Genomic DNA, 20,424 nt, shown 5'->3' with positions numbered 1-20,424 from the left:
CCGGACCGAGCCGGGCGAAGAGCGCCGAGCAGCGCAAGGAGCAACCCGCAGGAATACCTGGAAGGTATTCCGAGGACGTGCGACGCCGCGATGCGACGGCGCTCTGAAGCCCGGCGACGGGAGGGGAGTTTTTCACAGCCTCTCAGTCCGCCGGCAGGCTCTCGAGGAAGTTCCGCAGCAGACGCTTGCCCTCGAGGGTGAGGATCGACTCGGGATGGAACTGCACGCCTTCGAGCGGCAGGCTGCGATGGCGGACGCCCATGATCTCGCCCTCGGCCGTCCAGGCGGACACTTCGAGGTCGGGCGGCAGCGAAGCGCGCTCGATCACCAGCGAGTGATAGCGCGTCGCGTCGAACGGGTTCGCGAGTCCCGCGAACACCCCGCGCCCGTCGTGGTGAATCGGCGACGTCTTTCCGTGCATGATGCGCGGCGCGCGCGCGATGTCGCCGCCGAGCGCGGCACCGATCGCCTGGTGCCCGAGGCAGACGCCGAGGATCGGGATCCTGCCCTTGAAGCACTCGATGACGGGCACCGAGATGCCGGCTTCCTTCGGCGTACAGGGGCCCGGGGAGATCACGATACCGGCAGGCTTCCGCGCCGCGATGTCCTCGAGCGTGATCGCGTCGTTCCGCCGCACCTCGACGTCGGCGCCGAGCTCACCGAGGTACTGCGCCAGGTTGTACGTGAACGAGTCGTAGTTGTCGATCATGAGGACCTTCGGCGCTCGCTTCCTCGCTGCGGTGGTCACGCGGCGGCCCCTCCGCGCTCCTGGTCGTGCGCCAGGTGCTCGGCGCGCTTCAGCGCCTGCAGGAGCCCGCGCGCCTTGTTGAGGCATTCGGCGTGCTCGCGCTCGGGGTCGGAGTCGGCCACGATGCCGGCGCCGGCTTGCACGTACACCGTCCCATCCTTGATGACCATGGTGCGGATCGCGATGCACGTGTCCATCGTGCCGCTGAAACCGAAGTACCCGACCGCCCCGCCGTACACGCCGCGCCGCACCGGCTCGAGCTCCTCGATGATCTCCATGGCGCGGATCTTCGGGGCACCGGAGAGCGTGCCCGCCGGAAACGTCGCCCGGAACGCGTCGAAGCAGTCGCGGTCGTCCGCGAGCTTGCCGCGCACGTTCGAGACGATGTGCATGACGTGCGAATAGCGCTCGATCACGAGCCGCTCGGTGACCTCGACGCTCCCGATCTTCGCTACCCTGCCGACGTCGTTGCGACCGAGGTCGAGCAGCATGATGTGCTCCGCGATCTCCTTCGGGTCGGCGAGAAGCTTTCGCTCGAGATCGCGGTCTTCCAGCTCCTGGGTCCCGCGCGGCGACGTGCCGGCGATCGGACGCACCGTCAGCTCGCCATCCTCGACGCGCGCCATCACCTCGGGCGACGACCCGACGAGCGTCTGCGCTCCGAGCCTCAAGTAGAACATGTAGGGCGACGGATTCACGGTGCGGAGCGCGCGATAGACGTCGAACGGCGCGGCGCGGAGCTTGGTCTCGAGCCGCTGCGCGAGCACGACCTGGATGATGTCGCCGGCCCGGATGTACTCCTTCGCGCGCTCGACGATGGCCGCATACTCGCCGGCCGTCATGTTCGCCGTGACGGCAAGGCTCTCCCCGCTGGCAGGCAGCGCTTCGGGCAACCTGAGCGGCGCGGCGAGGCGCGCGACGAGCTCGTCGATACGCGTCGTGGCGGCTTCGTAGGCGGCGTGCGGGTCGGTCGCCGGGTCGCGCAGGTCGACGTTCACGACCACCCGGATCGACTGGGCGACCGTGTCGAAGACGAGCAGGCTGGCCGGTACGATGAAATAGAGTTCGGGGAGGCCGAGCGGGTCGGGGAGCCGCGCCGGCAAGCGCTCGAAGAACCGGACGGCGTCGTAGGAGACGTACCCGACCGCCCCCCCGAAGAAGCGGGGGAGCCCGGCGACCGGCACCGCGCGATAGCCGGCGAGCAATGTTCGCAGCGCCTCCAGGGGGTCGGCGGCCTCGAAGGTGCGCACCGGCTTCCCGCTCTCGACCAGGGAGACCGCGGTCCCGCGGCTCGTGAAGACCGCGGCCGGCTCCGAGCCGAGGAAGCTGTAGCGGCCCCACTTGTCGCCGCCGACGACGCTCTCGAGCAGGAACGCGTGCTCGCCGCGCGTCGTCTTCAGGAAAGCCGACACGGGCGTCTCGGTGTCGGCGAGGATCTCGCGAAAGACCGGGACGAGATTGCCGCCGTGCGACAGCTCGAGGAAGTCAGCCAGGCTCGGTGTGCACGCGCCCATCCCGCCCTCAGTCGGAAGCGACGAACGCCTCCGGCACGCCCGGCTCCCTCCGCAGACGCGTGACCACCTGCTGCGCCTCTTCGAGCGACGCATAGTGGCCGACGCGCACGCGATAGAAGGTCTCCCCGCGCCGGCGCACCTTGAGGACGAAGGCGTCGTAGCCCTTGCTCTTCAGACGGCGCAGCACCCCGTCGGCGGTGCGCGGGTCGCGCGTCGCCGACACCTGAACGCTCCAATCGCCCTTCGCCCCGGTGCGCGTGACCGGCGTCGGTGCCGCGGCGGGTGCGAGCGCGACCGCGACGCGGGCCGTCGCGGGCGGCGTCGGCCGCTGCTCGACCTTCAGCACGGGCGTCGCGGAAGGCATGGCTTGCACCGGCTCCCGCCTCGGCGCCGCCGCCACCCCGGCCTGGTACGGCGTCGGCGTCGGCTCGGGTTCCTTCGCGACCTGGACGTCCTCGCGCGCTTTCGCCGGCGCCGCCGCGGAAGGCGCCGTAGCGGCCGCGCGCTCGGAGCCGGCATGCGCGTCGCGTCCTTCGCCCCGCCCGCCCTCGGGCTGATCGAGGATGCCGTAGAACGTGAGGTCGTCGTCCGCACCCGGGGTCTGCTCGACCGCCGGCGCGACGGCCCTGCGCACGATCTGCTGCCCGCTCTCGCCCGCGCGCTCGACGAGGCCCCTTCCCGCGTACATGCCGAGCAGGAACACGACGAAGAGCGCCGCCGTGGCGCTCGCCAGGACTCCCACGATCTCGAGGCGACTCAGCTCGAAGCGATGACGTGTCCCTTTCCCGGCCATGCGGTCCCCCTCCCCGTCACATTGCGTCGGGCGCGCTGATGCCCAACAGCCGCAGTCCGACGCGGATCACCTTCTGCACGTTGACAGCGAGGAGCAGGCGCGCTCGCGCCAGCTCACGGTCTTCTCCGAGAATGCGGGTGCGATTGTAGTAGCGATGGAAGTCGCCGGCGAGCTGCATGAGATAGAACACGACCCGATGCGGCTCGCGTTCGAGAGCCGCCTGCCCGACCGCCTCGGGAAACTGCGCCAGCATGCGGATCAACCCGAGCTCCTCCGCCTCGACGAGCCGGCTCGGATCCGCGGCGCCGACGGCGCTTCCGTCGTAGCCCGCCGCCACCGCCTGCTTGAAAATGCTCGCGATCCGCGCGTGGCCGTACTGGACGTAGAAGACGGGATTCTCGGCCGTGCGCTGCTTGGCCAGATCGAGGTCGAACTCGAGCTGCGCATCCGACTTGCGCATGAGCAGGAAGAAGCGCGTCGCATCCGCGCCGACCTCCTCGACCACCTCACGCAGCGTCACGAACGACCCGGAACGCTTCCCCATCCGCACCGGCATACCGGCACGCGTCAGGCTCACGACCTGTACGAGCACCACCTCGAGCCGCGCCGCATCCAGTCCGAGCGCCGTGAGCGCGGCCTTCATGCGCAGGATGTGGCCGTGGTGATCGGCGCCCCACACGTCGATGACCCGGTCGAAGCCGCGCGCGAGCTTGTGCCTATGGTACGCGACGTCGGCGCCGAAGTAGGTGAACTCGCCCCCCGACTTCACGAGCGGACGATCCTTGTCATCGCCGAACTCGGTCGAGCGGAACCAGCGTGCGCCGTCGGCGTCGTACACGGCCCCACGCTCGTCGAGCGCGGCGATCGCAGCGTCGACCGCGCCGTCGTCGCGGAGCCTGCGCTCGCTCACGTATGCGTCGAAGCCGATCGCGAGCGTTGCCAGGTCGTCGCGGATGGCGTCGAGCAGCATACCGCCGGCACGGTCGCGCATATGGGCGCGCGCCGCGTCCCCGTCGGCATCGACCCAGCCATCGCCCTCGGCCGCCCGGATGGCGGCGGCAACGTCGCGAACGTAGTCCCCGTGATATCCCTCCTCGGGAAATGGCACCGGACGGCCGCAGAGCTCCATGTAGCGGGCATACGTCGAAGCGCCGAGCATCTCCATCTGGTTGCCGGCGTCGTTCACGTAGTACTCGCGCTCGACGACATGGCCGGTCGCGGCGAGCAGCCGCGCGATCGCGTCGCCGGTGACGGCGCCGCGCGCGTGCCCGACATGCAGGGGACCGGTCGGATTGGCGCTCACGAACTCGATCTGCAGCCGCGCGCCCTCGCCGACACGCGAATGACCGTACGTCTCGGCCGCGCGCTCGCAGTCGACGAGACAGCGCCACCAGTAGGACGGCGCGAAACGGAAGTTGATGAACCCCGGTCCGGCGATCGTGATCTCGGCGAGGATCTTCGCCGGATCGTGGATGTGGCGAACGATGGTCTCCGCCACCGCACGCGGCGGCTTCTTCTCGCCGCGCGCGAGCACCATCGCCACGTTGGTGGCGAGATCGCCGTGCTCCGCCTCTTTCGGGACGCTCAGAAACAAAGGGGGGAGAGTTGTCGCAACCAGCTCTCCCCCCTTGATGGCCCGTTCACAGGCATCGCGCAGCACGTCTTCGAGAGGCTTCTTCATGCCCCCCCGAGGGCGGAGGTCGCGCCGCGCCTGCGCCACCGGCACGCGCCTCGGATCGCTCGATGAAAGATGGTCTGCATCGGGAAAAAACCGTGATCTTCAGATGAGATACGCGCTTTCCCGGGAGCAGTCAAGAATCGCGGGGGCCGCCAGGCGGGCAAAAAAGAGAGCGCCGCACGAAGGAATCGCGCGGCGCTCGCATCGGGACGTCGCGACGTCCTCAGCCGGCAGCGGCGCGCTTGCGGGACGCCTTCGCCGGAGCGTCGCCCTTCCCGCTCTTGGCTCGCGCCTTCTGTCCGCGCGGCGCTCCCCGCCGCTTCTTCTTGTCGCCCTCGCTCGCCGCCTCGAGATCCGCGGCGCGCGCCACGAGCTCGAGCACGGAAACCGGCGCCGCATCGCCGTGGCGGATCCCCACCTTGATGATGCGGGTGTAGCCACCGTTTCGCTCCTTGAAGCGCGGCGCGATGTCGTCGAAAAGCTTCTTCACGACCGCGCGGCTCTGCACGAAGGTGAGCGCGCGACGCCGCGCCGCGAGCGTGCCCTCCTTGCCGAGGGTGATCATGCGCTCGGCGAGACGGCGCGTCTCCTTGGCCTTGGCATCGGTGGTCTTGATCCGCTCGCGCTCGAGCAGCGCCGTCACCAAATTGCGGAACAACGCGCGGCGGTGCGACGCCGACCTGTTGAGCTTGCGTCCGGCGTTCAGGTGACGCATCAGGCGCTCTCCTTCTCCTTCTGCAATCGGCGGCGCTCGAGCTCTTCGCGGTTCGGGAAGCTCTCGAGCCGCATGCCGAAGCCGAGCCCCATCTCGTGCAGGATCTCGCGGATCTCGTTCAGGCTCTTCCGCCCGAAATTCTTGGTCTTGAGCATCTCCTGCTCGGAGCGCTGCACGAGCTCGCCGATGAACTTGATGTCGGCGTTCTGCAGACAGTTCGCCGAGCGGACGGACAGCTCGAGCTCGTCGACCGGACGGAAGAGGTTGTCGTTGACCTTGCCCTCGCTTGCCTCTTCGAGCGGCTCGACGATCTCGGTCTCTTCCTCGAAATTGATGAAGATCGCGAGCTGGTCCTGCAAGATGCGGGCGGCGTAGGCGAGCGCGTCCTCGGGCTTCACGCTGCCGTCGGTCCAGATCTCCATGACCAGCCGGTCGTAGTCGGTGCGCTGCCCGACGCGCGCGTTCGTCACGTTGAAGTTGACCTTCAGCACCGGCGAGAAGATCGCGTCGAGCGGAATCGTGCCGACGGGATCGCCCTCCTCCTTGTTGTGCTCGGCGGAGACGTAGCCCCGCCCGCGCTTCACCACCATCTCCATCTCGAAGTTTCCTTCCTTCGAGAGCGTGGCGATGTGCTGGTCGGGATTCAGGATCTCGACGCGCGGACCGGTCACGATGTCGGCCGCCGTCACCTTCTTCTCACCCTTGACCGAGAGCCGGATCGTGTCGACGGGCACGTCGAGCAACTTCACCCGGACTTCCTTCAGGTTCAGGACGATGTCCGTCACGTCCTCCGTGACGCCCGGCAGCGTCGAGAACTCATGGAGGATGCCGCGGATGCGCACCGCCGTGATCGCCGCGCCGTAGAGCGACGACAGGAGGATGCGGCGCAGCGAGTTGCCGATGGTAGTGCCGTAGCCGCGCTCGAAGGGCTCGCCGACGAACTTGCCGTAGGTGGCGGTGAGGCTCTTCTCGTCGGCCTCGAGCCGCTTCGGCTTGATCATGTCACGCCAGTTTCTGTTCATTGGAACCTCCATGCGCGCTTACTTGGAGTAGAGCTCGACGACCAACTTCTCGTTGATCGGCATGGTCAAGTCGCTGCGGGCAGGCAGCGCACGGATACGACCGGTGAAGTTCGGACGATCGACCTCGAGCCATTCAGGCACACCACGGCGCTGCGAGAGCTCGAGCGCTTCCTGGATGCGCACGACCTTGTGGCTACGCTCGCGGACGGTCACGACGTCGCCGATCTTCAGCAGCGCCGAGGGGATGTCGACCTTGCGTCCGTTCACCAGGAAATGGCCGTGCCGCACGAGCTGCCGCGCCTCGGCGCGCGAGTTCGCGAAGCCGAGCCGGTAGATCATGTTGTCGAGCCGACGCTCGAGCAGGATCATCAGGCTCTCACCCGTGATCCCCTTGGCGCGGTCCGCCTTGTCGAAAAGCCTCCGGAACTGCCCCTCGAGCAGCCGGTACATGCGTTTCAGCTTCTGTTTCTCGCGCAGCTGGAGGCTGTACTCGGAGAACTTCACGCGCCCCTGGCCATGTTGGCCGGGCGGATAATTCCGCCGCTCGATGGCGCACTTGTCGGTGTAGCACCGCTCCCCCTTGAGGAAGAGCTTCAAACCTTCGCGCCGGCAGAGCCGGCACACTGACGCTCGGTAACGAGCCACGCTGCTGAACCTCCTGGACCGATCTGGTCGATCCGCTCACGTCCGTCCGGACTGGCCGGCGGTCTTGCTTCGACGCTACGTCCTCAGACTCTCCGTCGCTTGGGCGGGCGACACCCGTTGTGGGGGATCGGGGTGACGTCCTTGATGAGGCTGATCGTGAACCCGGCCGCCTGCAACGACCGCAGCGCCGACTCACGGCCCGCGCCCGGCCCCTTCACGAACACCTGGACGGTGCGCATGCCCGCGTCGATCGCGCGCTTGGCCGCCGCCTCGGCCGCCAGCTGTGCGGCAAACGGCGTACCTTTGCGCGAACCCTTGAAACCGACGTTTCCGGCGCTCGCCCACGAAACGACGTTGCCGGTCGGATCCGTGATGGTGATGATCGTGTTATTGAACGTCGAGTGGATGTGCGCCACGCCCTCAGGCACCGCACGCCTGGTCTTCTTGCGCCGTACCGCTGCGCGGTCGGCCGCCGCCGGCTTCGCGGCTGCTTCTGCTTTCGCCATGCTTCTCTCCGATCCTCTCTAGCCCTTCGACGGCGCCTGCTTCTTGCCGGCGATCGTCTTGCGCGGGCCCTTACGGGTGCGGGCGTTCGTGTGCGTGCGCTGCCCCCGAACGGGGAGGTTCTTGCGATGCCTGAGGCCACGGTACGCGCCGAGATCTACGTAGCGCTTGATGTTGAGCGCAACCTCGCGGCGGAGGTCACCTTCGACCTTCATGCCGTCAATGATGCGCCGGAGCTTGGTGAGATCGTCCTCCGCGAGGTCGTCCGTCTTCACGTCGAGGCTCACGTTGGCCTCGCGCAGGATCTTGCGCGAGGTGCTGCGACCGATGCCGAAGATGTAGGTGAGCGCCACTTCCATGCGCTTCGCCTTGGGGAGATCGACGCCTGCGATACGTGCCATGTTCGTTGGTCCTCAGCCCTGTCGCTGCTTGTGGCGCGGGTTGGAGCAGAGAACCCGCACCACACCCGCACGTCGGATGATCTTGCACTTCTTGCAGATCTGTTTGACCGATGCGCGTACTTTCATCTGGAGACTCCGTATTTCACTTGGTCCGGGTCGTGATCTGGCCGCGGCTGAGATCGAACGGCGACAGCTCGACCATCACCTTGTCGCCCGGAGTGATCTTTATGTAGTGCATCCTGAGCGCGCCGGACGCGTGCGCCAGCACCTTGTGACCGTTGTCGAGCGCGACACGAAACGTCGCATTCGGCAGCGACTCCTGGACCGTTCCGCTCGCCGCGATGGCTTCGACTTTGGGCATCGGCATGCTCATAGCAAGCTCAGCACGTAGGGTCCGCCCTCGACGATCGCGACCGAGTGCTCGAAATGGGCCGAGAGGCTGCCGTCGGACGTCACCGCCGTCCAGCCGTCGTCCTTGACGTGGACCTCGGGCCCGCCGGCGTTCAACATGGGCTCGATTGCGAGCACCATCCCCTCGCGCAGGCGAATGCCGCGGTCCGCCTGTCCGAAGTTCGGCACCTGCGGATCTTCGTGGAGACGGCGGCCGATCCCGTGGCCGACGAACTCGCGCACGACCGCGAACCGCTTGCGTTCGGCCGTCGCCTGGATCGCCGCGGACACGTCGCCGATCCGGCGGCCGGGTCGCGCCTCTTCGATACCCGCCTGGAGCGCGTCCCGGGCCGTCTCCATGAGCTCGGTCGCCGCGGGCGTCACCTTGCCGACCGGAACCGTGATCGCGGCGTCTCCGTAGAAGCCCTGGTAGCGGACGCCGAAATCGAGGCCGACGATGTCCCCCTCGCGGAGCACGCGGTGCACCGACGGAATTCCGTGCACCACCTCGTCGTTGATCGACACGCAGAGGGACGCCGGAAAGACGCGGTTCGCGACTTCGTACCCCTTGAACGCCGGCACCGCGCCCTTCTTGCGGGTGAGCTCCTCGGCGACGCGGTCGAGGTCCTCGGTCGTGGCGCCCGGGCGGACCATCGCGCGAAGCTCGGCGAGGACCTCGGCGACGATGACGCTCGCCTTCCGCATGACCTCGATCTCTTCGGGGGCCTTGAGCTGGATCACGACTTGGAGGCTCCCAAACGCGCGAGGACGCGGCCGAGCACGTCGTCCCGCCCGCCGATGCCGTCGACCTCCACGAGCTGCCGGTGCTTGCGGTAGTATTCGAGGACGGGCGCCGTCTGGGCGTCGTAGATCTCGAGGCGCGAGCTGATGATGTCCTCGTGATCGTCGTCGCGCTGATAGAGCTCGCCGTTACACTTGTTGCAGAGGCCCTCGTTGGTCGGCGGATCGAAGATGATGTGGTACATCGCTCCGCACTCGCGACATGTCCGCCGGCCCGAAAGCCGCTTCAGGAGCTCGTCGTTCGGCACCGACAGGCTCACCGCGTGCTCGAGCGAACCGCCGAGATTCTCGAGCATCCGGCGGAGCGCCTCCGCCTGCGCCACCGTGCGCGGGAATCCGTCGAGGATGAAGCCGGGCTTGCAGTCGAGGCGCTTCAAACGCTCCTCGATGACCCCGATCATCAGCGCGTCGGGAATGAGTTCACCCTTGTCCATGTGGCGCTTCGCTTGCGTACCGAGCGTCGTCTTCCGCTTGATTTCATCCCGCAGCATCTCGCCCGTCGAGATGACGGGCACACCCAAGTGCTCGCCGAGCCGGCGCGACTGCGTGCCTTTGCCGGCACCGGGAGGTCCCATGACGATGAGGTTCATCGATGGCTCACTCGGGCTCGCTTCGAATCCCTCGGGGGCGACTCGGCTCCACGCCGGCGCCGCTCAACCCCGGCGTCCGCGCAGCCGACCACGCTTCATGAACCCTTCGTAGTTGCGCGTGAGGAGGTGCGTCTCCATTTGCGCCATGGTGTCGAGCGCCACGCCCACGACGATCAGCAACGACGTCCCGCCGAAGAAGAACGTCACGTTGAACCGCGAGATGAGGATCGTCGGCAGGATGCAGACCGCCGCGACGTAGAGGGCGCCGCCGAGCGTGATGCGCGTCAGGATGCGATCGATGTACTCGGCGGTCTTCACGCCGGGCCGGATGCCAGGGATGTATCCGCCGAACTTCTTCATGTTGTCCGCCACGTCGACCGGATTGAACGAAACGGCCGTGTAGAAATAGCAAAAGAAGATGATGAGCCCGATGTACAGGAGGTTGTAGACGACCGAGGCGGGCTGCAGCATCTCGGCGGCCCGGATCGCGAGCGGACTGTCCGGAAAGAAGCTCGCGATCGTTCCCGGGAAGATCAGAATCGAGGACGCGAAGATCGGCGGAATCACGCCCGACGTGTTGATCTTGAGCGGCAGGTGCGAGCTTTGCCCGCCGTACATCTTCCGCCCGACGACGCGCTTCGCGTACTGCACCGGGATCCGACGCTGTCCCCGCTCCATGAAGATGATCGCCGCGACGACCGCGACCATGAAGAGCACCAGCCCGATGACGACGAAGAGGCTCATCTCGCCCTCGTTCATGAACTGGAGGGTCGTACCGACCGCCGAATAGAGGCCCGCGACGATACCCGCGAAGATGATGAGAGAGATGCCGTTGCCGATGCCGCGCTCGGTGATCTGCTCGCCGAGCCACATCAGGAACGCCGTCCCGGAGCTCAGGGTGACCATCGTCATCAGGCGGAAGGCCCAGCCGGGATTCAGGACCACCGACGCCCCGGTCGGCGACTGGATCTGCTCGAGGCCCATGCTGATGAAGAGACTCTGGACGAGCGACAGCACGACCGTGCCGTACCGTGTGTACTGCGTGATCTTGCGGCGACCGGCCTCGCCTTCCTTCGATAGCCGCTCGAGATACGGCACGACGACGGTGAGCAGCTGCAGGATGATCGACGAGCTGATGTACGGCATGATACCGAGCGCGAAGATCGAGAAACGCTCGAGCGCCCCCCCGGAGAAGAGGTTCACCAGGCCGAAGAAGTTGTTCGCGGCGTCCTGGAAGAACATCCGCAGCGCGGCGCTGTCGATGCCGGGCGTCGGAATGGCGACCCCGAGGCGGCAGACCGCGAGCATCCCGAAGGTGAAGAGCAAGCGCCGCCGCAGCTCGGGAACTCGCGATGCGTTCTGGAAGCCTTCGAGCACGCTCAGCCTTCCTGCGCCGCCCCGGCGTCCGCAGTCTCGACCGAGCCCCCCGCGGCGGCCACCGCCGCGCGCGCGGACGCGCTGGCCTTGTCGACCCTGAGGGTCAGCGCCCGGGTGACCGAGCCGTTGCCGAGGAGCTTCACCGGCCGCCCACGACGAACCAACCCCGCATTGGCGAGCGCCGCCGCGTCGACCACGCTGCCGGCGGCGAAGCGATCGAGCTGGCCCAACTTGACGATCTCATAGGTGATCCGCGTCGGATTGGTGAATCCGAACTTCGGAAGTCGGCGCTGGAGCGGCATCTGACCGCCCTCGTAGCCCGGAGGCGTATTGCCGCCCGAGCGAGCGCCGCGGCCCTTGTGGCCGCGTCCCGACGTCTTGCCGGTCCCCGAGCCGATGCCGCGGCCGAGGCGCTTGCGCGGCCGGCGAGATCCCGGCGCCGGCCGGAGATTCGAGAGGTCGATCAGCTCCATGTCAGTCTCCGACCTGCACGAGGTGCGCGACTTTGTCGATGAGGCCGCGGGTCGCGGAGTTGTCCGGCACCGTCACGGACCGGCCGATGCCGCGCAGCCCGAGCCCGCGCAAGCTCTCCCGCTGCCGGCGCGTCCCGCCGATCTCGCTTCGCACTTGTTTCACCGTGATCTTCTTCTCGGCCATGGGGACCTCAGCGAATCTCCGCGAGCGGCTTACCGCGCAGCTCGGCGACCCGCTCGGGCTCGCGCAGCTCGGCGAGCGCCTGGATCGTCGCCTTCACCATGTTGTGGGGGTTGTTCGAGCCGAGGCATTTGGTGAGGACGTTCTGGATGCCCGCGAGCTCCACGACCGCGCGCACGCCACCGCCGGCGATCACGCCCGTGCCGTCGGACGCCGGCCGGAGCAACACCGAGCCCGCACCGAAGATCCCGATCACCTGGAACGGGATCGTGCCGTTCGCGATCGGCACGGTCATGAGCGTCTTCTTGGCCTTCTCGATGCCCTTGCGAATCGCCTCGGGCACTTCGTTCGCCTTGCCGAGACCGTACCCGACGTGACCCGCGTTGTCGCCGACGACCACCAGCGCGCTGAAGCTGAACCGACGCCCGCCCTTCACGACCTTGGCGACGCGGTTGATGTGGACGACCTTTTCTTTCAGCTCGAGCCCATTGGACTCGATGCGGCGTACCGATGCACGCGCCATAACGCTCCCGTCAGATCTTGAGGCCCGCTTCGCGTGCGCCTTCGGCGACCGCGCGAACGCGTCCATGGTAGAGGAAGCCGTTTCGGTCGAAGACGGCCGCCGTGATGCCCTTGTCGATGCAGGATTTGCCGATGACCTCGCCGACGACCTTCGCGGCGGCGACGTCCGTGGTCTTCTGGACGCGTCCGCGCACTTCCGGTGCGAGGGTCGAGGCGGTGAGGAGCGTCTCGCCCGTCTCGTCGGAAATGACCTGGGCGTAGATGTGCTTCTCGCTCCGGAAAACCGAGAGGCGCGGACGGACGGCGGTGCCACGAAGACTCTTCCGCACCCGCGCCTGGCGAAGCTTGCGCGCCTGCCGGCGCTGATCGGTGAACATGCTCATTGCTGTCTTCCTCAGGAGGACGCGCCGACGGCCTTGCCGGCCTTCCGACGGATCTTCTCCTCCGCGTACTTGATGCCCTTGCCCTTGTAGGGCTCCGGGGGACGCAGCTTGCGAATCGCAGCCGCGGTCTCGCCGAGGACCTGACGATCCGCGCCTTCGAGCGTCACGACCGTCTGTTTGTCGACCTTCGCCTGCACGCCCTGCGGCAGCTGAAACAGGATGGGGTGCGAGTACCCGAGGGCGAGCTGGAGGGCATTGCCCTTGGCCTCGGCGCGATAGCCGACGCCGTTGATCTCGAGCACACGCCGGAACCCCTCGCTGACGCCGGTCACCATGTTGCCGACGAGCTTGCGCGTGAGGCCGTGCACGCTGCGCGCGTCGCGCGAGTCCTCGCGCCGACCGACGTTGACCGTCGAGCCCTCGACCTTCACCTCGACGAGCGGGCTCACCGCCGCCGAGAGGGTGCCCTTCGGCCCCTTCACCCTCACGACACCGGGCTCGACCGAGACGGTCACGCCGCCCGGAACTGCAATCGACTGCTTACCAACGCGTGACATCGTCTACCCTCACCACACCGCGCAGAGCAGCTCGCCGCCGACGCCGCGCTGTTTGGCTTCGCGATCGACCAACACGCCGGCGGGCGTCGAGAGCACGTTGATGCCGAGGCCGCCGCGCACGAGCGGAATCTCTTCCTTGCCAACGTAGACGCGGAGACTCGGGCGGCTCACACGCTGAATGCCGCTAATCACGGGACGCCGCTGGTCATCGTACTTGAGCATCAGGCGGAGCTGCTTGGCCGGCACCTCCCCGACGATCGTCACGTCACGCAGGAAGCCTTCGGCGATGAGCACGCGCGCCACCGCCTCTTTCAGCGCGGACCACGGCACGTCGACCCGCTCCCTGCGGGCGCGATTGCCGTTGCGGATGCGGGTGAGGAGATCGGCGATCGGATCGGTCATCGACATCGCGTCACCAGCTCGCCTTGATGAGGCCCGGGATCTGCCCCTTCCGCGCCAGATCGCGCAGGCAGAGCCGACACATCCGGAACTTGCGGAAGAAGGCCCGCGCGCGCCCGCACAACGGGCAGCGATTGTATTGCCGGACGCCGAATTTCTGGCGCCGCGTTGCTTTCACTCGCAGACAGGTTTTCGCCACCGTGACTCCTCAGTTACGGAACGGGAACCCGAGCGCGCGCAGCAGGAGCTTCGCGTCGCCGTCGGTTCGCGCCGTCGTACAAATGGAGATCGTCAGGCCCTTCACCTTGTCGATCTTGTCGAGGTCGATCTCCGGGAAAATGATCTGCTCGCGGATGCCGAGCGAATAGTTCCCCCGGCCGTCGAACGAGCGGTCGGACACGCCCTTGAAATCGCGCACGCGGGGGAGCGCGACGTTGACCAGCCGATCGAAGAACTCGTACATCCGGTCGCCGCGCAGCGTGACCATACACCCGATGGGCATGTTCTCGCGCAGCTTGAAATTCGCGATCGCCTTCCGGGAGCGGGTCACCACGGGCTTCTGACCGGCGATCGTCGCGATCTCCTCCACGGCCGCATCGAGGAGCTTGGCGTTCTGGATCGCCTCACCGAGGCCCATGTTGAGGACGATCTTCTCGAGCCGGGGCACCTGGAACACGTTGGTGCAGCCGATCTCCTTCTGAAGCGCCGGCAGGACATCCTGCGCGTAACGCTCCCGCAGGCGGGCTTTGGTCGCGCTCATTTGTCGATGGCCTCCCCGCAGCGCCGGCAGGTGCGGACGCCGGAGCCGTCCTCGAGCCGGCGGCTCCCGATACGCGCCGGCGCGTTGCAGCGATCGCACATGATCATGACGTTCGAGAGGTCGATCGACGCCTCCTTCTCCACGATGCCACCCGGCGCCTGCTGTCCGCGCGGCTTCTGGTGACGCTTCACCATGTGGAGACGCTCGATGACGACGCGATTCGTCTCGCGGACCACGCGCAACACCTTGCCGGTCTTGCCCTTCTCGCGACCGGTGATGACCATCACCGTGTCGTTCTTGCGAATCCGGCTCGTTTTCGGCCGCGCGACCCGGAATGCACCCGCACGCATCACAGCACCTCCGGCGCGAGCGAGATGATCTTCATGAATCGCTTGGCGCGCAGCTCGCGCGCGACCGGTCCGAAGATACGGGTGCCGATCGGCTCACGTTGATTGTCGATCAGGACGGCCGAGTTGTTGTCGAAACGAATGTACGATCCGTCGGGCCGGCCGACTTCCTTCGCCGTCCGCACGATGACGGCCTTCATCACGTCGCCCTTCTTCACCTTGGCGTTCGGAATCGCTTCTTTCACCGAGACGACGATGATGTCGCCGAGCGACGCATAGCGACGCTTGGAGCCCCCGAGCACCTTGATGCAGAGGACCTTGCGGGCGCCGGAGTTGTCGGCGACGTCCAATATGCTTTCTGCCTGCACCATCGCTCGCTCCTAGAGCTTCACCGCGCGCTCGACGATCTTCGAGACCCGCCAGCGCTTGTGGCGGCTGAGCGGACGGCATTCGGTGATGACGACCGTGTCGCCGACCTCACACTCGTTGTTCGCGTCGTGCGCCTGGTAGCGCGTGCGGCGCGTCAAGAACTTACGGTACTTCGGGTGCTGGACGCGACGCTGCACGGCGACCACCGCGGTGTTCTGCATCGCGTTGCTGACGACGGTGCCGGTTCGAGTCTTGCGTTGCGCGTGCATGATCAACCTACCTTCAGACGTTCGCGCTGAACGGTTTTGACGCGGGCGATGTCGCGCTTCACGAGCCGCATCTTCATGGGATTCTCGAGCTGGCTCGTGGCCCGCTTCAGCTGCAGACCGAACAGCTCCTCCTCGAGCTCGCGCAGACGCGTGTCGAGCTCGGCGTCGGAAAGATCGTGCACCTGCTTAGCTCGCACCGTGTGCTCCTGCGCGTTCCTTGACCTGCGTCGCGATCGAGAGCTTGTGCGCGGCAAGTCGCAGCGCTTCGCGCCCGACGTCCGGAGCGACGCCCTCCATCTCGAACAGCATCCGGCCCGGCTTGATGACCGCGACCCACATCTCGGGATTGCCCTTGCCCTTGCCCATGCGGGTCTCAGCCGGCTTCTTGGTGAGCGGCTTGTCGGGGAAGATACGCACCCAGACGCGGCCGCCGCGCTTGATGTGGCGCGTCAGCGCGACGCGCGCGGCCTCGATCTCGCGCGCCGAGAGCCAGCCGCGGCTCGTCGCCTGCAGCCCGAAATCCCCGAACGCCAAGCCCGAGCCACGCCACGCCGAACCGCCGCGGCGACCCTTCATCACTTTGCGATGTTTGACTTTCTTCGGTGCGAGCATGGTCCGACCCTACGAAGCGCCGACGGCCTGGCGCTGCTCTTCTTCCTGACGCGTGATGACCTCACCGCGGAAGATCCACACCTTCACGCCAATGACGCCGTACGTGGTGTAGGCCTGAGCGAGCCCGTACCCGATCTCGGCGCGGAGCGTGTGCAGCGGCACGCGGCCCTCGCGATACCACTCGCGACGCGCGATCTCCGCGCCGCCGAGGCGACCCGACGACTGGATGCGGATACCGAGGGCGCCCATGCGCATCGCGCGCGCGACGGCCTCCTTCATGGCGCGGCGGAAGGCGACCCGGCGCTCGAGCTGGAGAGCGACGTTCTCCGCCACCAGCTGCGCGTCGATGTCCGGGCGACGCACTTCGTGGATGTTGATGAAGCAGTCACGGCCGGTGAGGTTGTTGAGCTCGCCTTTGAGCTTCTCGATCTCGGCGCCCTTCTTTCCGATCACGATGCCGGGACGCGCGGTATGGACGTTGATCTTCGCCTTGTTGGCCGCGCGCTCGATCTCCACCTTCGCGATGCCCGCGTGATACAGGCGGCGCTTGATGAACTGACGGATGCGAATGTCCTCGTGAAGGAGGGACGCGTAGTCGCGCCCCGCGTACCACTTCGAATCCCAACCCTCGATGACTCCGAGACGAAAGCCTCTCGGATGAACTTTCTGTCCCATCGACCTCTGGCCCCCTACGCCTTCTTGCGCTCGTCGACCACGATGGTGACGTGGCTCGACCGTTTGATCACCCGCGTCGCGCGGCCGTGCGCCCGCGGCAGGAATCGCTTCTGGGTCTGCGCGCCGTCGACCCACGCCGCCTTCACGTACAGCGTGTCCACGTCGACGTTGTGGTTGGACTCGGCGTTCGCGATCGCCGACTTCAAGGTCTTCGCCACGACCTTGGAGGCGCGCCGCGGATTGAACTCGAGGACGCCGATCGCATCCTCCACACTCTTGCCGCGGATGAGGTCGACGACGAGTCGCGCCTTCTGCGGGCCGATGCGCACGTGGCGAGTGCTTGCTCGTGATTCCATGCCGGTTCCTTCGAGTTACTTCGCTGCCGGCTTGGCGCCGGGCTTCACTTCGGCCTTGCGAGCGCCCGAATGCTGGTGAAAGGTCCGTGTCGGCGAGAACTCGCCGAGTTTGTGTCCGACCATGTTCTCGCTGACGAACACGGGGATGAACTTGCGGCCATTGTGCACCGCGAAGGTGTGACCGACCATGTCGGGAATGACGGTCGAGCGGCGCGACCAGGTCTTGGTGACCCTACGCTCCGCGGACGCATTCATGCTCTCCACCTTCTTCAGGAGGTGCTCGTCGATGAACGGACCTTTTTTGATCGAACGTGCCACGCTGATGTGCCCCCGCGCCTACTTCTTGCGGCGCATGACGATGAACCGGTTGGTTCGCTTGTTCTGACGCGTCTTGTAGCCGCGCGACGGCTGGCCCCAAGGCGTTTGCGGGTGGTTGCCCTTCGAGCGGCCCTCGCCACCGCCGTGCGGATGGTCGACGGGATTCATGGCGATGCCGCGGACGCTCGAGCGGCGCCCGAGCCAGCGGGTGCGGCCGGCCTTGCCGATCGAGATGTTCTCGTGGTCGAGGTTGCCCACCTGGCCGATCGTGGCGCGGCACTCGATGCGGACCAGACGCTGCTCGCCCGACGGCAGCTTGATGAGGGCATGCTCGCCCTCCTTCGCCATGAGCTGCGCGGCGCCGCCGGCGCTCCGCACCATCTGGCCGCCCTTGCCGACCCGCAGCTCGATGTTGTGGATCATCGTGCCGAGCGGGATGTTCTTCAGCGGCAGGCAGTTGCCCGGCCGGATGTCGGCGTCGACGCCCGCCATCACCTTGTCGCCCACCCGCAGGCCGGCCGGCGCGAGGATGTAGCTCTTCTCGCCGTCCGCGTAGTGGAGGAGCGCGAGGCGCGCGGAGCGGTTGGGGTCGTACTCGACCGCCGCGACGCGCGCCGCGACGTTCTCCTTGTTGCGGCGGAAATCGACGAGCCGGTAGCGACGCTTGTGTCCGCCGCCGCGATGGCGGGTAGTGATCCGCCCGCGATTGTTGCGTCCGCCCGACTTCCGGAGCGGCGCCAGCAGGCTCGGTTCGGGAACGTCGCGGGTGATCTCGGCGAAATCGAAGCCCGAGCGGAAGCGCTTTCCGGGCGAGGTCGGCTTGTAGAGGATTGTCGGCATGGCTCGTTACACCTGCTCGAAGAAGTCGATGCGCTGCCCCTCACCGAGGGTGACGTACGCCTTCTTCCAATCGGAGCGGCTCCCGAGAGAGCGACCCACCCGGCGCGTCTTGCCGAGAACGTTGGCCGTCCGGACCTTGACGACCTTCACCTTGAAGAGCTTCTCGACCGCGCGCTTGATCTCGATCTTGTTGGCGTCCGGCCGCACCTGGAACACGACCTGGTTGCCGATCTCGTTGACGTAGGTGCCCTTCTCCGTGATGAGCGGAGCCTGGACGACGGTGTACTCGCGCTTCATGCCGCCACCCGTTCCCTTATGCGATCGAGCGCCGCCCGCGTGACCACGAGGTGGTGGTAGCGGAGAAGGTCATAGACGTTGAGACCGGCGGCGCGCAGCACCTTGGCGTTCGGAACGTTCCGGCCGGCGAGCTCGACGCGCACGTCGGCGTCGTCGATCACGACCAGGACGCTGTCGTCGATGCCGAGAGCGCCGAGCATCGCCACGAAGTGCTTCGTCTTGGTCTCGGGGAACTCGATCCGATCCACGATCGTGAGGCGCTCTTCACGGAGCTTCTGCGCGAGCACCGAGCGCAGCGCCGTGCGCCGCGCCTGCTTCGGCATGGTGTACCCGTAGTCGCGCGGCTGCGGCCCGAAGACGATGGCACCGCCCGGCCAGAGGGGCGAGCGGGTGCTGCCCGCGCGGGCACGGCCGGTCCCCTTCTGCTTCCAGGGTTTCTTGCCCCCGCCGCTCACCTCGCCGCGGGTCTTCGTCGCCGAGGTGCCGGCGCGGCGGCCGGCCATCTGCATCCGGACCACGTCGGCAAGCAGCGCGCGGCGGAGCGGCTCACCGAAGATCACGCCCGGCAGCTCGATCGTCCCCGCGCTGCCCTTCGCCTGGGTGACGACCGGCGCGCTGATCGTAGCGGCTGCTTTCTGATCGGCCATCACTCTGCTCCTGCGGTGCCGGCTTTGCCCTTGCCGCCCACATGCTTCCGGATCACGATCGTGCCCCCGCGCGCGCCGGGAACCGCGCCGCGCAGGAAGATGAGATCCTGCTCCGCGCGCACCTCGACGACTTCCAGGTTCGCGACGGTGACGCGCGCGTTGCCGGTGCGGCCCGACATGCGCTTCCCCTTGAAAACCCGCCCGGGAAACGAGCGGTTACCGATGGAGCCGCCGTGCCGGAAATACTCGTGGGTGCCGTGCGTCGCCGGAAATCCGCTGAAATGGTGGCGCTTCATGACGCCGGCGGTGCCCTTGCCCTTGCTGACGCCGGTCACGTCGACGACGTCACCCGCCTGGAACACGTCGGCGACGCGAACGTCCTGGCCGACCTCGAGCGCCGAATCGCCGCCCACAGGGAACTCGCGCAGCACGCGGAATGGGCCCTTCGCCGACTTCGCGACGTGCCCGCGCATCGCCTTCGACACGCGCTGCGCCTTCTGCGCCCCGTAGCCGAGCTGCACGGCCGCGTAGCGGTCACGGGCCGGCGTCTTCGCTTGCACCACGGTGCACGGCCCCGCCTGCACGACCGTCACCGGAACGAGGCCGCCCTCGCCCGTGAACACCTGGGTCATGCCGATCTTCTTGCCGATGATCCCGCTCACCATTGCTCGCCCGCCCTAGTCGTTACTGGAGCTTGATTTCGACATCGACACCGGCGGCGAGGTCGAGCTTGCCGAGTGCGTCGATGGTCTGTTGGGTCGGCTCGAGGATGTCCAAAAGCCGCTTGTGCGTGCGCAGCTCGAACTGCTCCCGCGATTTCTTGTCGACGTGCGGAGAACGATTCACCGTGAAGCGCTCGATGTGAGTCGGAAGCGGAATCGGACCGGCGACGCGTCCGCCCGTGCGGCGAACCGTATCGACGATCTCGCGCACCGACTGATCGAGCAGCCGGTGATCGTACCCCCGAAGCCGTATGCGGATCTTCTCGTTCACCGTCTATTCCAGGATCTTGGTGACGACGCCGGCACCGACGGTGCGGCCGCCTTCGCGGATCGCGAAGCGCAGGCCCTCGTCCATCGCGATCGGCGTGATCAGCGTCACCGACAGCTTGATATTGTCCCCGGGCATCACCATCTCGGTCCCTTCCGGCAACGTCGCGACCCCCGTCACGTCCGTCGTCCGAAAGTAGAACTGCGGCCGATACCCGTTGAAAAACGGCGTGTGCCGCCCCCCCTCCTCCT

At 67.1% G+C, this 20,424-nt stretch carries 36 protein-coding genes; all 36 read right to left on the bottom strand.

Annotated elements, in window-relative coordinates:
• Positions 1-142: 142 nt before the first annotated feature.
• Positions 143-709, bottom strand: coding sequence for an aminodeoxychorismate/anthranilate synthase component II (locus IT293_10180; protein ID MCC6765019.1), 567 nt, complete (start codon positions 707-709; stop codon positions 143-145).
• A 35-nt stretch (positions 710-744) separates the two neighbouring features.
• Positions 745-2,262, bottom strand: coding sequence for an anthranilate synthase component I (gene trpE, locus IT293_10175; protein ID MCC6765018.1), 1,518 nt, complete (start codon positions 2,260-2,262; stop codon positions 745-747).
• A 7-nt stretch (positions 2,263-2,269) separates the two neighbouring features.
• On the bottom strand, positions 2,270-3,055 hold the full coding sequence (locus tag IT293_10170; protein MCC6765017.1) for an SPOR domain-containing protein: 786 nt from the start codon (positions 3,053-3,055) through the stop codon (positions 2,270-2,272).
• A 16-nt stretch (positions 3,056-3,071) separates the two neighbouring features.
• On the bottom strand, positions 3,072-4,736 hold the full coding sequence (locus IT293_10165; GenBank protein ID MCC6765016.1) for an arginine--tRNA ligase: 1,665 nt from the start codon (positions 4,734-4,736) through the stop codon (positions 3,072-3,074).
• A gap of 220 nt (positions 4,737-4,956) precedes the next feature.
• Positions 4,957-5,448 carry a 50S ribosomal protein L17 gene (gene rplQ / locus IT293_10160; protein MCC6765015.1) on the bottom strand — a complete coding sequence of 164 codons (492 nt, stop codon included), beginning with the start codon at positions 5,446-5,448 and terminating at the stop codon, positions 4,957-4,959.
• Positions 5,448-6,470 (bottom strand): DNA-directed RNA polymerase subunit alpha, encoded by a 1,023-nt coding sequence (locus IT293_10155; protein ID MCC6765014.1) that lies wholly within the window; start codon positions 6,468-6,470, stop codon positions 5,448-5,450. Before IT293_10155 ends, rplQ begins: the two co-directional genes overlap by 1 nt.
• 18 nt (positions 6,471-6,488) lie before the next feature.
• Entirely contained in the window at positions 6,489-7,115 is a 627-nt protein-coding gene (rpsD, locus tag IT293_10150; GenBank protein ID MCC6765013.1) for a 30S ribosomal protein S4, read from the bottom strand.
• Positions 7,116-7,198: 83 nt separating this feature from the next.
• Positions 7,199-7,621 (bottom strand): 30S ribosomal protein S11, encoded by a 423-nt coding sequence (gene rpsK / locus IT293_10145; protein ID MCC6765012.1) that lies wholly within the window; start codon positions 7,619-7,621, stop codon positions 7,199-7,201.
• 18 nt (positions 7,622-7,639) lie between these two features.
• Complete coding sequence (gene rpsM, locus IT293_10140) at positions 7,640-8,020, bottom strand: 30S ribosomal protein S13 (GenBank protein MCC6765011.1); 381 nt, start codon at positions 8,018-8,020, stop codon at positions 7,640-7,642.
• Positions 8,021-8,032: 12 nt separating this feature from the next.
• Entirely contained in the window at positions 8,033-8,146 is a 114-nt protein-coding gene (rpmJ, locus tag IT293_10135) for a 50S ribosomal protein L36 (protein MCC6765010.1), read from the bottom strand.
• Between the two features lie 16 nt (positions 8,147-8,162).
• Positions 8,163-8,381, bottom strand: a complete 219-nt coding sequence (gene infA, locus IT293_10130; protein MCC6765009.1) for a translation initiation factor IF-1 — start codon at positions 8,379-8,381, stop codon at positions 8,163-8,165.
• Between the two features lie 8 nt (positions 8,382-8,389).
• Complete coding sequence (map, locus tag IT293_10125) at positions 8,390-9,151, bottom strand: type I methionyl aminopeptidase (GenBank protein ID MCC6765008.1); 762 nt, start codon at positions 9,149-9,151, stop codon at positions 8,390-8,392.
• Positions 9,148-9,801, bottom strand: coding sequence for an adenylate kinase (locus IT293_10120; protein MCC6765007.1), 654 nt, complete (start codon positions 9,799-9,801; stop codon positions 9,148-9,150). The genes map and IT293_10120 overlap by 4 nt, the downstream gene beginning before the upstream one ends.
• Before the next feature lie 63 nt (positions 9,802-9,864).
• Positions 9,865-11,178: a preprotein translocase subunit SecY gene (gene secY, locus IT293_10115; protein MCC6765006.1), complete on the bottom strand. Its 1,314-nt coding sequence runs from the start codon at positions 11,176-11,178 to the stop codon at positions 9,865-9,867.
• A gap of 2 nt (positions 11,179-11,180) precedes the next feature.
• On the bottom strand, positions 11,181-11,642 hold the full coding sequence (rplO, locus tag IT293_10110; protein MCC6765005.1) for a 50S ribosomal protein L15: 462 nt from the start codon (positions 11,640-11,642) through the stop codon (positions 11,181-11,183).
• A gap of 10 nt (positions 11,643-11,652) precedes the next feature.
• Entirely contained in the window at positions 11,653-11,835 is a 183-nt protein-coding gene (gene rpmD, locus IT293_10105) for a 50S ribosomal protein L30 (GenBank protein ID MCC6765004.1), read from the bottom strand.
• Positions 11,836-11,842: 7 nt separating this feature from the next.
• The gene (rpsE, locus tag IT293_10100; GenBank protein ID MCC6765003.1) at positions 11,843-12,355 is read right to left on the bottom strand and encodes a 30S ribosomal protein S5; all 513 of its coding nucleotides are present in this window, start codon (positions 12,353-12,355) and stop codon (positions 11,843-11,845) included.
• Between the two features lie 10 nt (positions 12,356-12,365).
• Positions 12,366-12,737 (bottom strand): 50S ribosomal protein L18, encoded by a 372-nt coding sequence (locus IT293_10095; protein MCC6765002.1) that lies wholly within the window; start codon positions 12,735-12,737, stop codon positions 12,366-12,368.
• An 11-nt stretch (positions 12,738-12,748) separates the two neighbouring features.
• Positions 12,749-13,294 carry a 50S ribosomal protein L6 gene (gene rplF, locus IT293_10090; protein MCC6765001.1) on the bottom strand — a complete coding sequence of 182 codons (546 nt, stop codon included), beginning with the start codon at positions 13,292-13,294 and terminating at the stop codon, positions 12,749-12,751.
• Positions 13,295-13,303: 9 nt separating this feature from the next.
• Positions 13,304-13,702: a 30S ribosomal protein S8 gene (gene rpsH / locus IT293_10085; GenBank protein MCC6765000.1), complete on the bottom strand. Its 399-nt coding sequence runs from the start codon at positions 13,700-13,702 to the stop codon at positions 13,304-13,306.
• A gap of 4 nt (positions 13,703-13,706) precedes the next feature.
• The gene (locus tag IT293_10080) at positions 13,707-13,892 is read right to left on the bottom strand and encodes a type Z 30S ribosomal protein S14 (GenBank protein ID MCC6764999.1); all 186 of its coding nucleotides are present in this window, start codon (positions 13,890-13,892) and stop codon (positions 13,707-13,709) included.
• A gap of 9 nt (positions 13,893-13,901) precedes the next feature.
• Positions 13,902-14,453, bottom strand: coding sequence for a 50S ribosomal protein L5 (rplE, locus tag IT293_10075; protein MCC6764998.1), 552 nt, complete (start codon positions 14,451-14,453; stop codon positions 13,902-13,904).
• Entirely contained in the window at positions 14,450-14,803 is a 354-nt protein-coding gene (locus IT293_10070; protein MCC6764997.1) for a 50S ribosomal protein L24, read from the bottom strand. Before IT293_10070 ends, rplE begins: the two co-directional genes overlap by 4 nt.
• Positions 14,803-15,171, bottom strand: a complete 369-nt coding sequence (gene rplN, locus IT293_10065) for a 50S ribosomal protein L14 (protein ID MCC6764996.1) — start codon at positions 15,169-15,171, stop codon at positions 14,803-14,805. The genes IT293_10070 and rplN overlap by 1 nt, the downstream gene beginning before the upstream one ends.
• A gap of 9 nt (positions 15,172-15,180) precedes the next feature.
• The gene (gene rpsQ, locus IT293_10060) at positions 15,181-15,438 is read right to left on the bottom strand and encodes a 30S ribosomal protein S17 (GenBank protein MCC6764995.1); all 258 of its coding nucleotides are present in this window, start codon (positions 15,436-15,438) and stop codon (positions 15,181-15,183) included.
• Positions 15,439-15,440: 2 nt separating this feature from the next.
• Positions 15,441-15,635, bottom strand: a complete 195-nt coding sequence (rpmC, locus tag IT293_10055) for a 50S ribosomal protein L29 (protein ID MCC6764994.1) — start codon at positions 15,633-15,635, stop codon at positions 15,441-15,443.
• The gene (gene rplP, locus IT293_10050) at positions 15,625-16,050 is read right to left on the bottom strand and encodes a 50S ribosomal protein L16 (GenBank protein MCC6764993.1); all 426 of its coding nucleotides are present in this window, start codon (positions 16,048-16,050) and stop codon (positions 15,625-15,627) included. Before rplP ends, rpmC begins: the two co-directional genes overlap by 11 nt.
• Before the next feature lie 9 nt (positions 16,051-16,059).
• Positions 16,060-16,725, bottom strand: coding sequence for a 30S ribosomal protein S3 (gene rpsC / locus IT293_10045; GenBank protein MCC6764992.1), 666 nt, complete (start codon positions 16,723-16,725; stop codon positions 16,060-16,062).
• 14 nt (positions 16,726-16,739) lie between these two features.
• The gene (gene rplV / locus IT293_10040; GenBank protein MCC6764991.1) at positions 16,740-17,081 is read right to left on the bottom strand and encodes a 50S ribosomal protein L22; all 342 of its coding nucleotides are present in this window, start codon (positions 17,079-17,081) and stop codon (positions 16,740-16,742) included.
• A gap of 15 nt (positions 17,082-17,096) precedes the next feature.
• Complete coding sequence (gene rpsS, locus IT293_10035; GenBank protein MCC6764990.1) at positions 17,097-17,399, bottom strand: 30S ribosomal protein S19; 303 nt, start codon at positions 17,397-17,399, stop codon at positions 17,097-17,099.
• A gap of 18 nt (positions 17,400-17,417) precedes the next feature.
• Positions 17,418-18,239, bottom strand: coding sequence for a 50S ribosomal protein L2 (gene rplB / locus IT293_10030; protein MCC6764989.1), 822 nt, complete (start codon positions 18,237-18,239; stop codon positions 17,418-17,420).
• A 6-nt stretch (positions 18,240-18,245) separates the two neighbouring features.
• A complete protein-coding gene (locus tag IT293_10025; GenBank protein ID MCC6764988.1) occupies positions 18,246-18,536 on the bottom strand; it encodes a 50S ribosomal protein L23 in 291 nt (96 codons plus the stop codon).
• Positions 18,533-19,183, bottom strand: a complete 651-nt coding sequence (gene rplD / locus IT293_10020; GenBank protein ID MCC6764987.1) for a 50S ribosomal protein L4 — start codon at positions 19,181-19,183, stop codon at positions 18,533-18,535. The genes IT293_10025 and rplD overlap by 4 nt, the downstream gene beginning before the upstream one ends.
• The gene (gene rplC, locus IT293_10015; GenBank protein ID MCC6764986.1) at positions 19,183-19,848 is read right to left on the bottom strand and encodes a 50S ribosomal protein L3; all 666 of its coding nucleotides are present in this window, start codon (positions 19,846-19,848) and stop codon (positions 19,183-19,185) included. The genes rplD and rplC overlap by 1 nt, the downstream gene beginning before the upstream one ends.
• A gap of 19 nt (positions 19,849-19,867) precedes the next feature.
• Positions 19,868-20,176 (bottom strand): 30S ribosomal protein S10, encoded by a 309-nt coding sequence (gene rpsJ / locus IT293_10010; protein ID MCC6764985.1) that lies wholly within the window; start codon positions 20,174-20,176, stop codon positions 19,868-19,870.
• Between the two features lie 3 nt (positions 20,177-20,179).
• The coding region (gene tuf, locus IT293_10005) for an elongation factor Tu (GenBank protein MCC6764984.1) at positions 20,180-20,424 on the bottom strand (245 nt) is incomplete at its 5' end.

The organism is Deltaproteobacteria bacterium (genome assembly GCA_020848745.1).
Lineage (GTDB): Bacteria > Desulfobacterota > Binatia > UTPRO1 > UTPRO1 > UTPRO1.
Note: the sequence above shows the minus strand (reverse complement) of the source record. Positions and strands in the feature narration are given on the sequence as shown.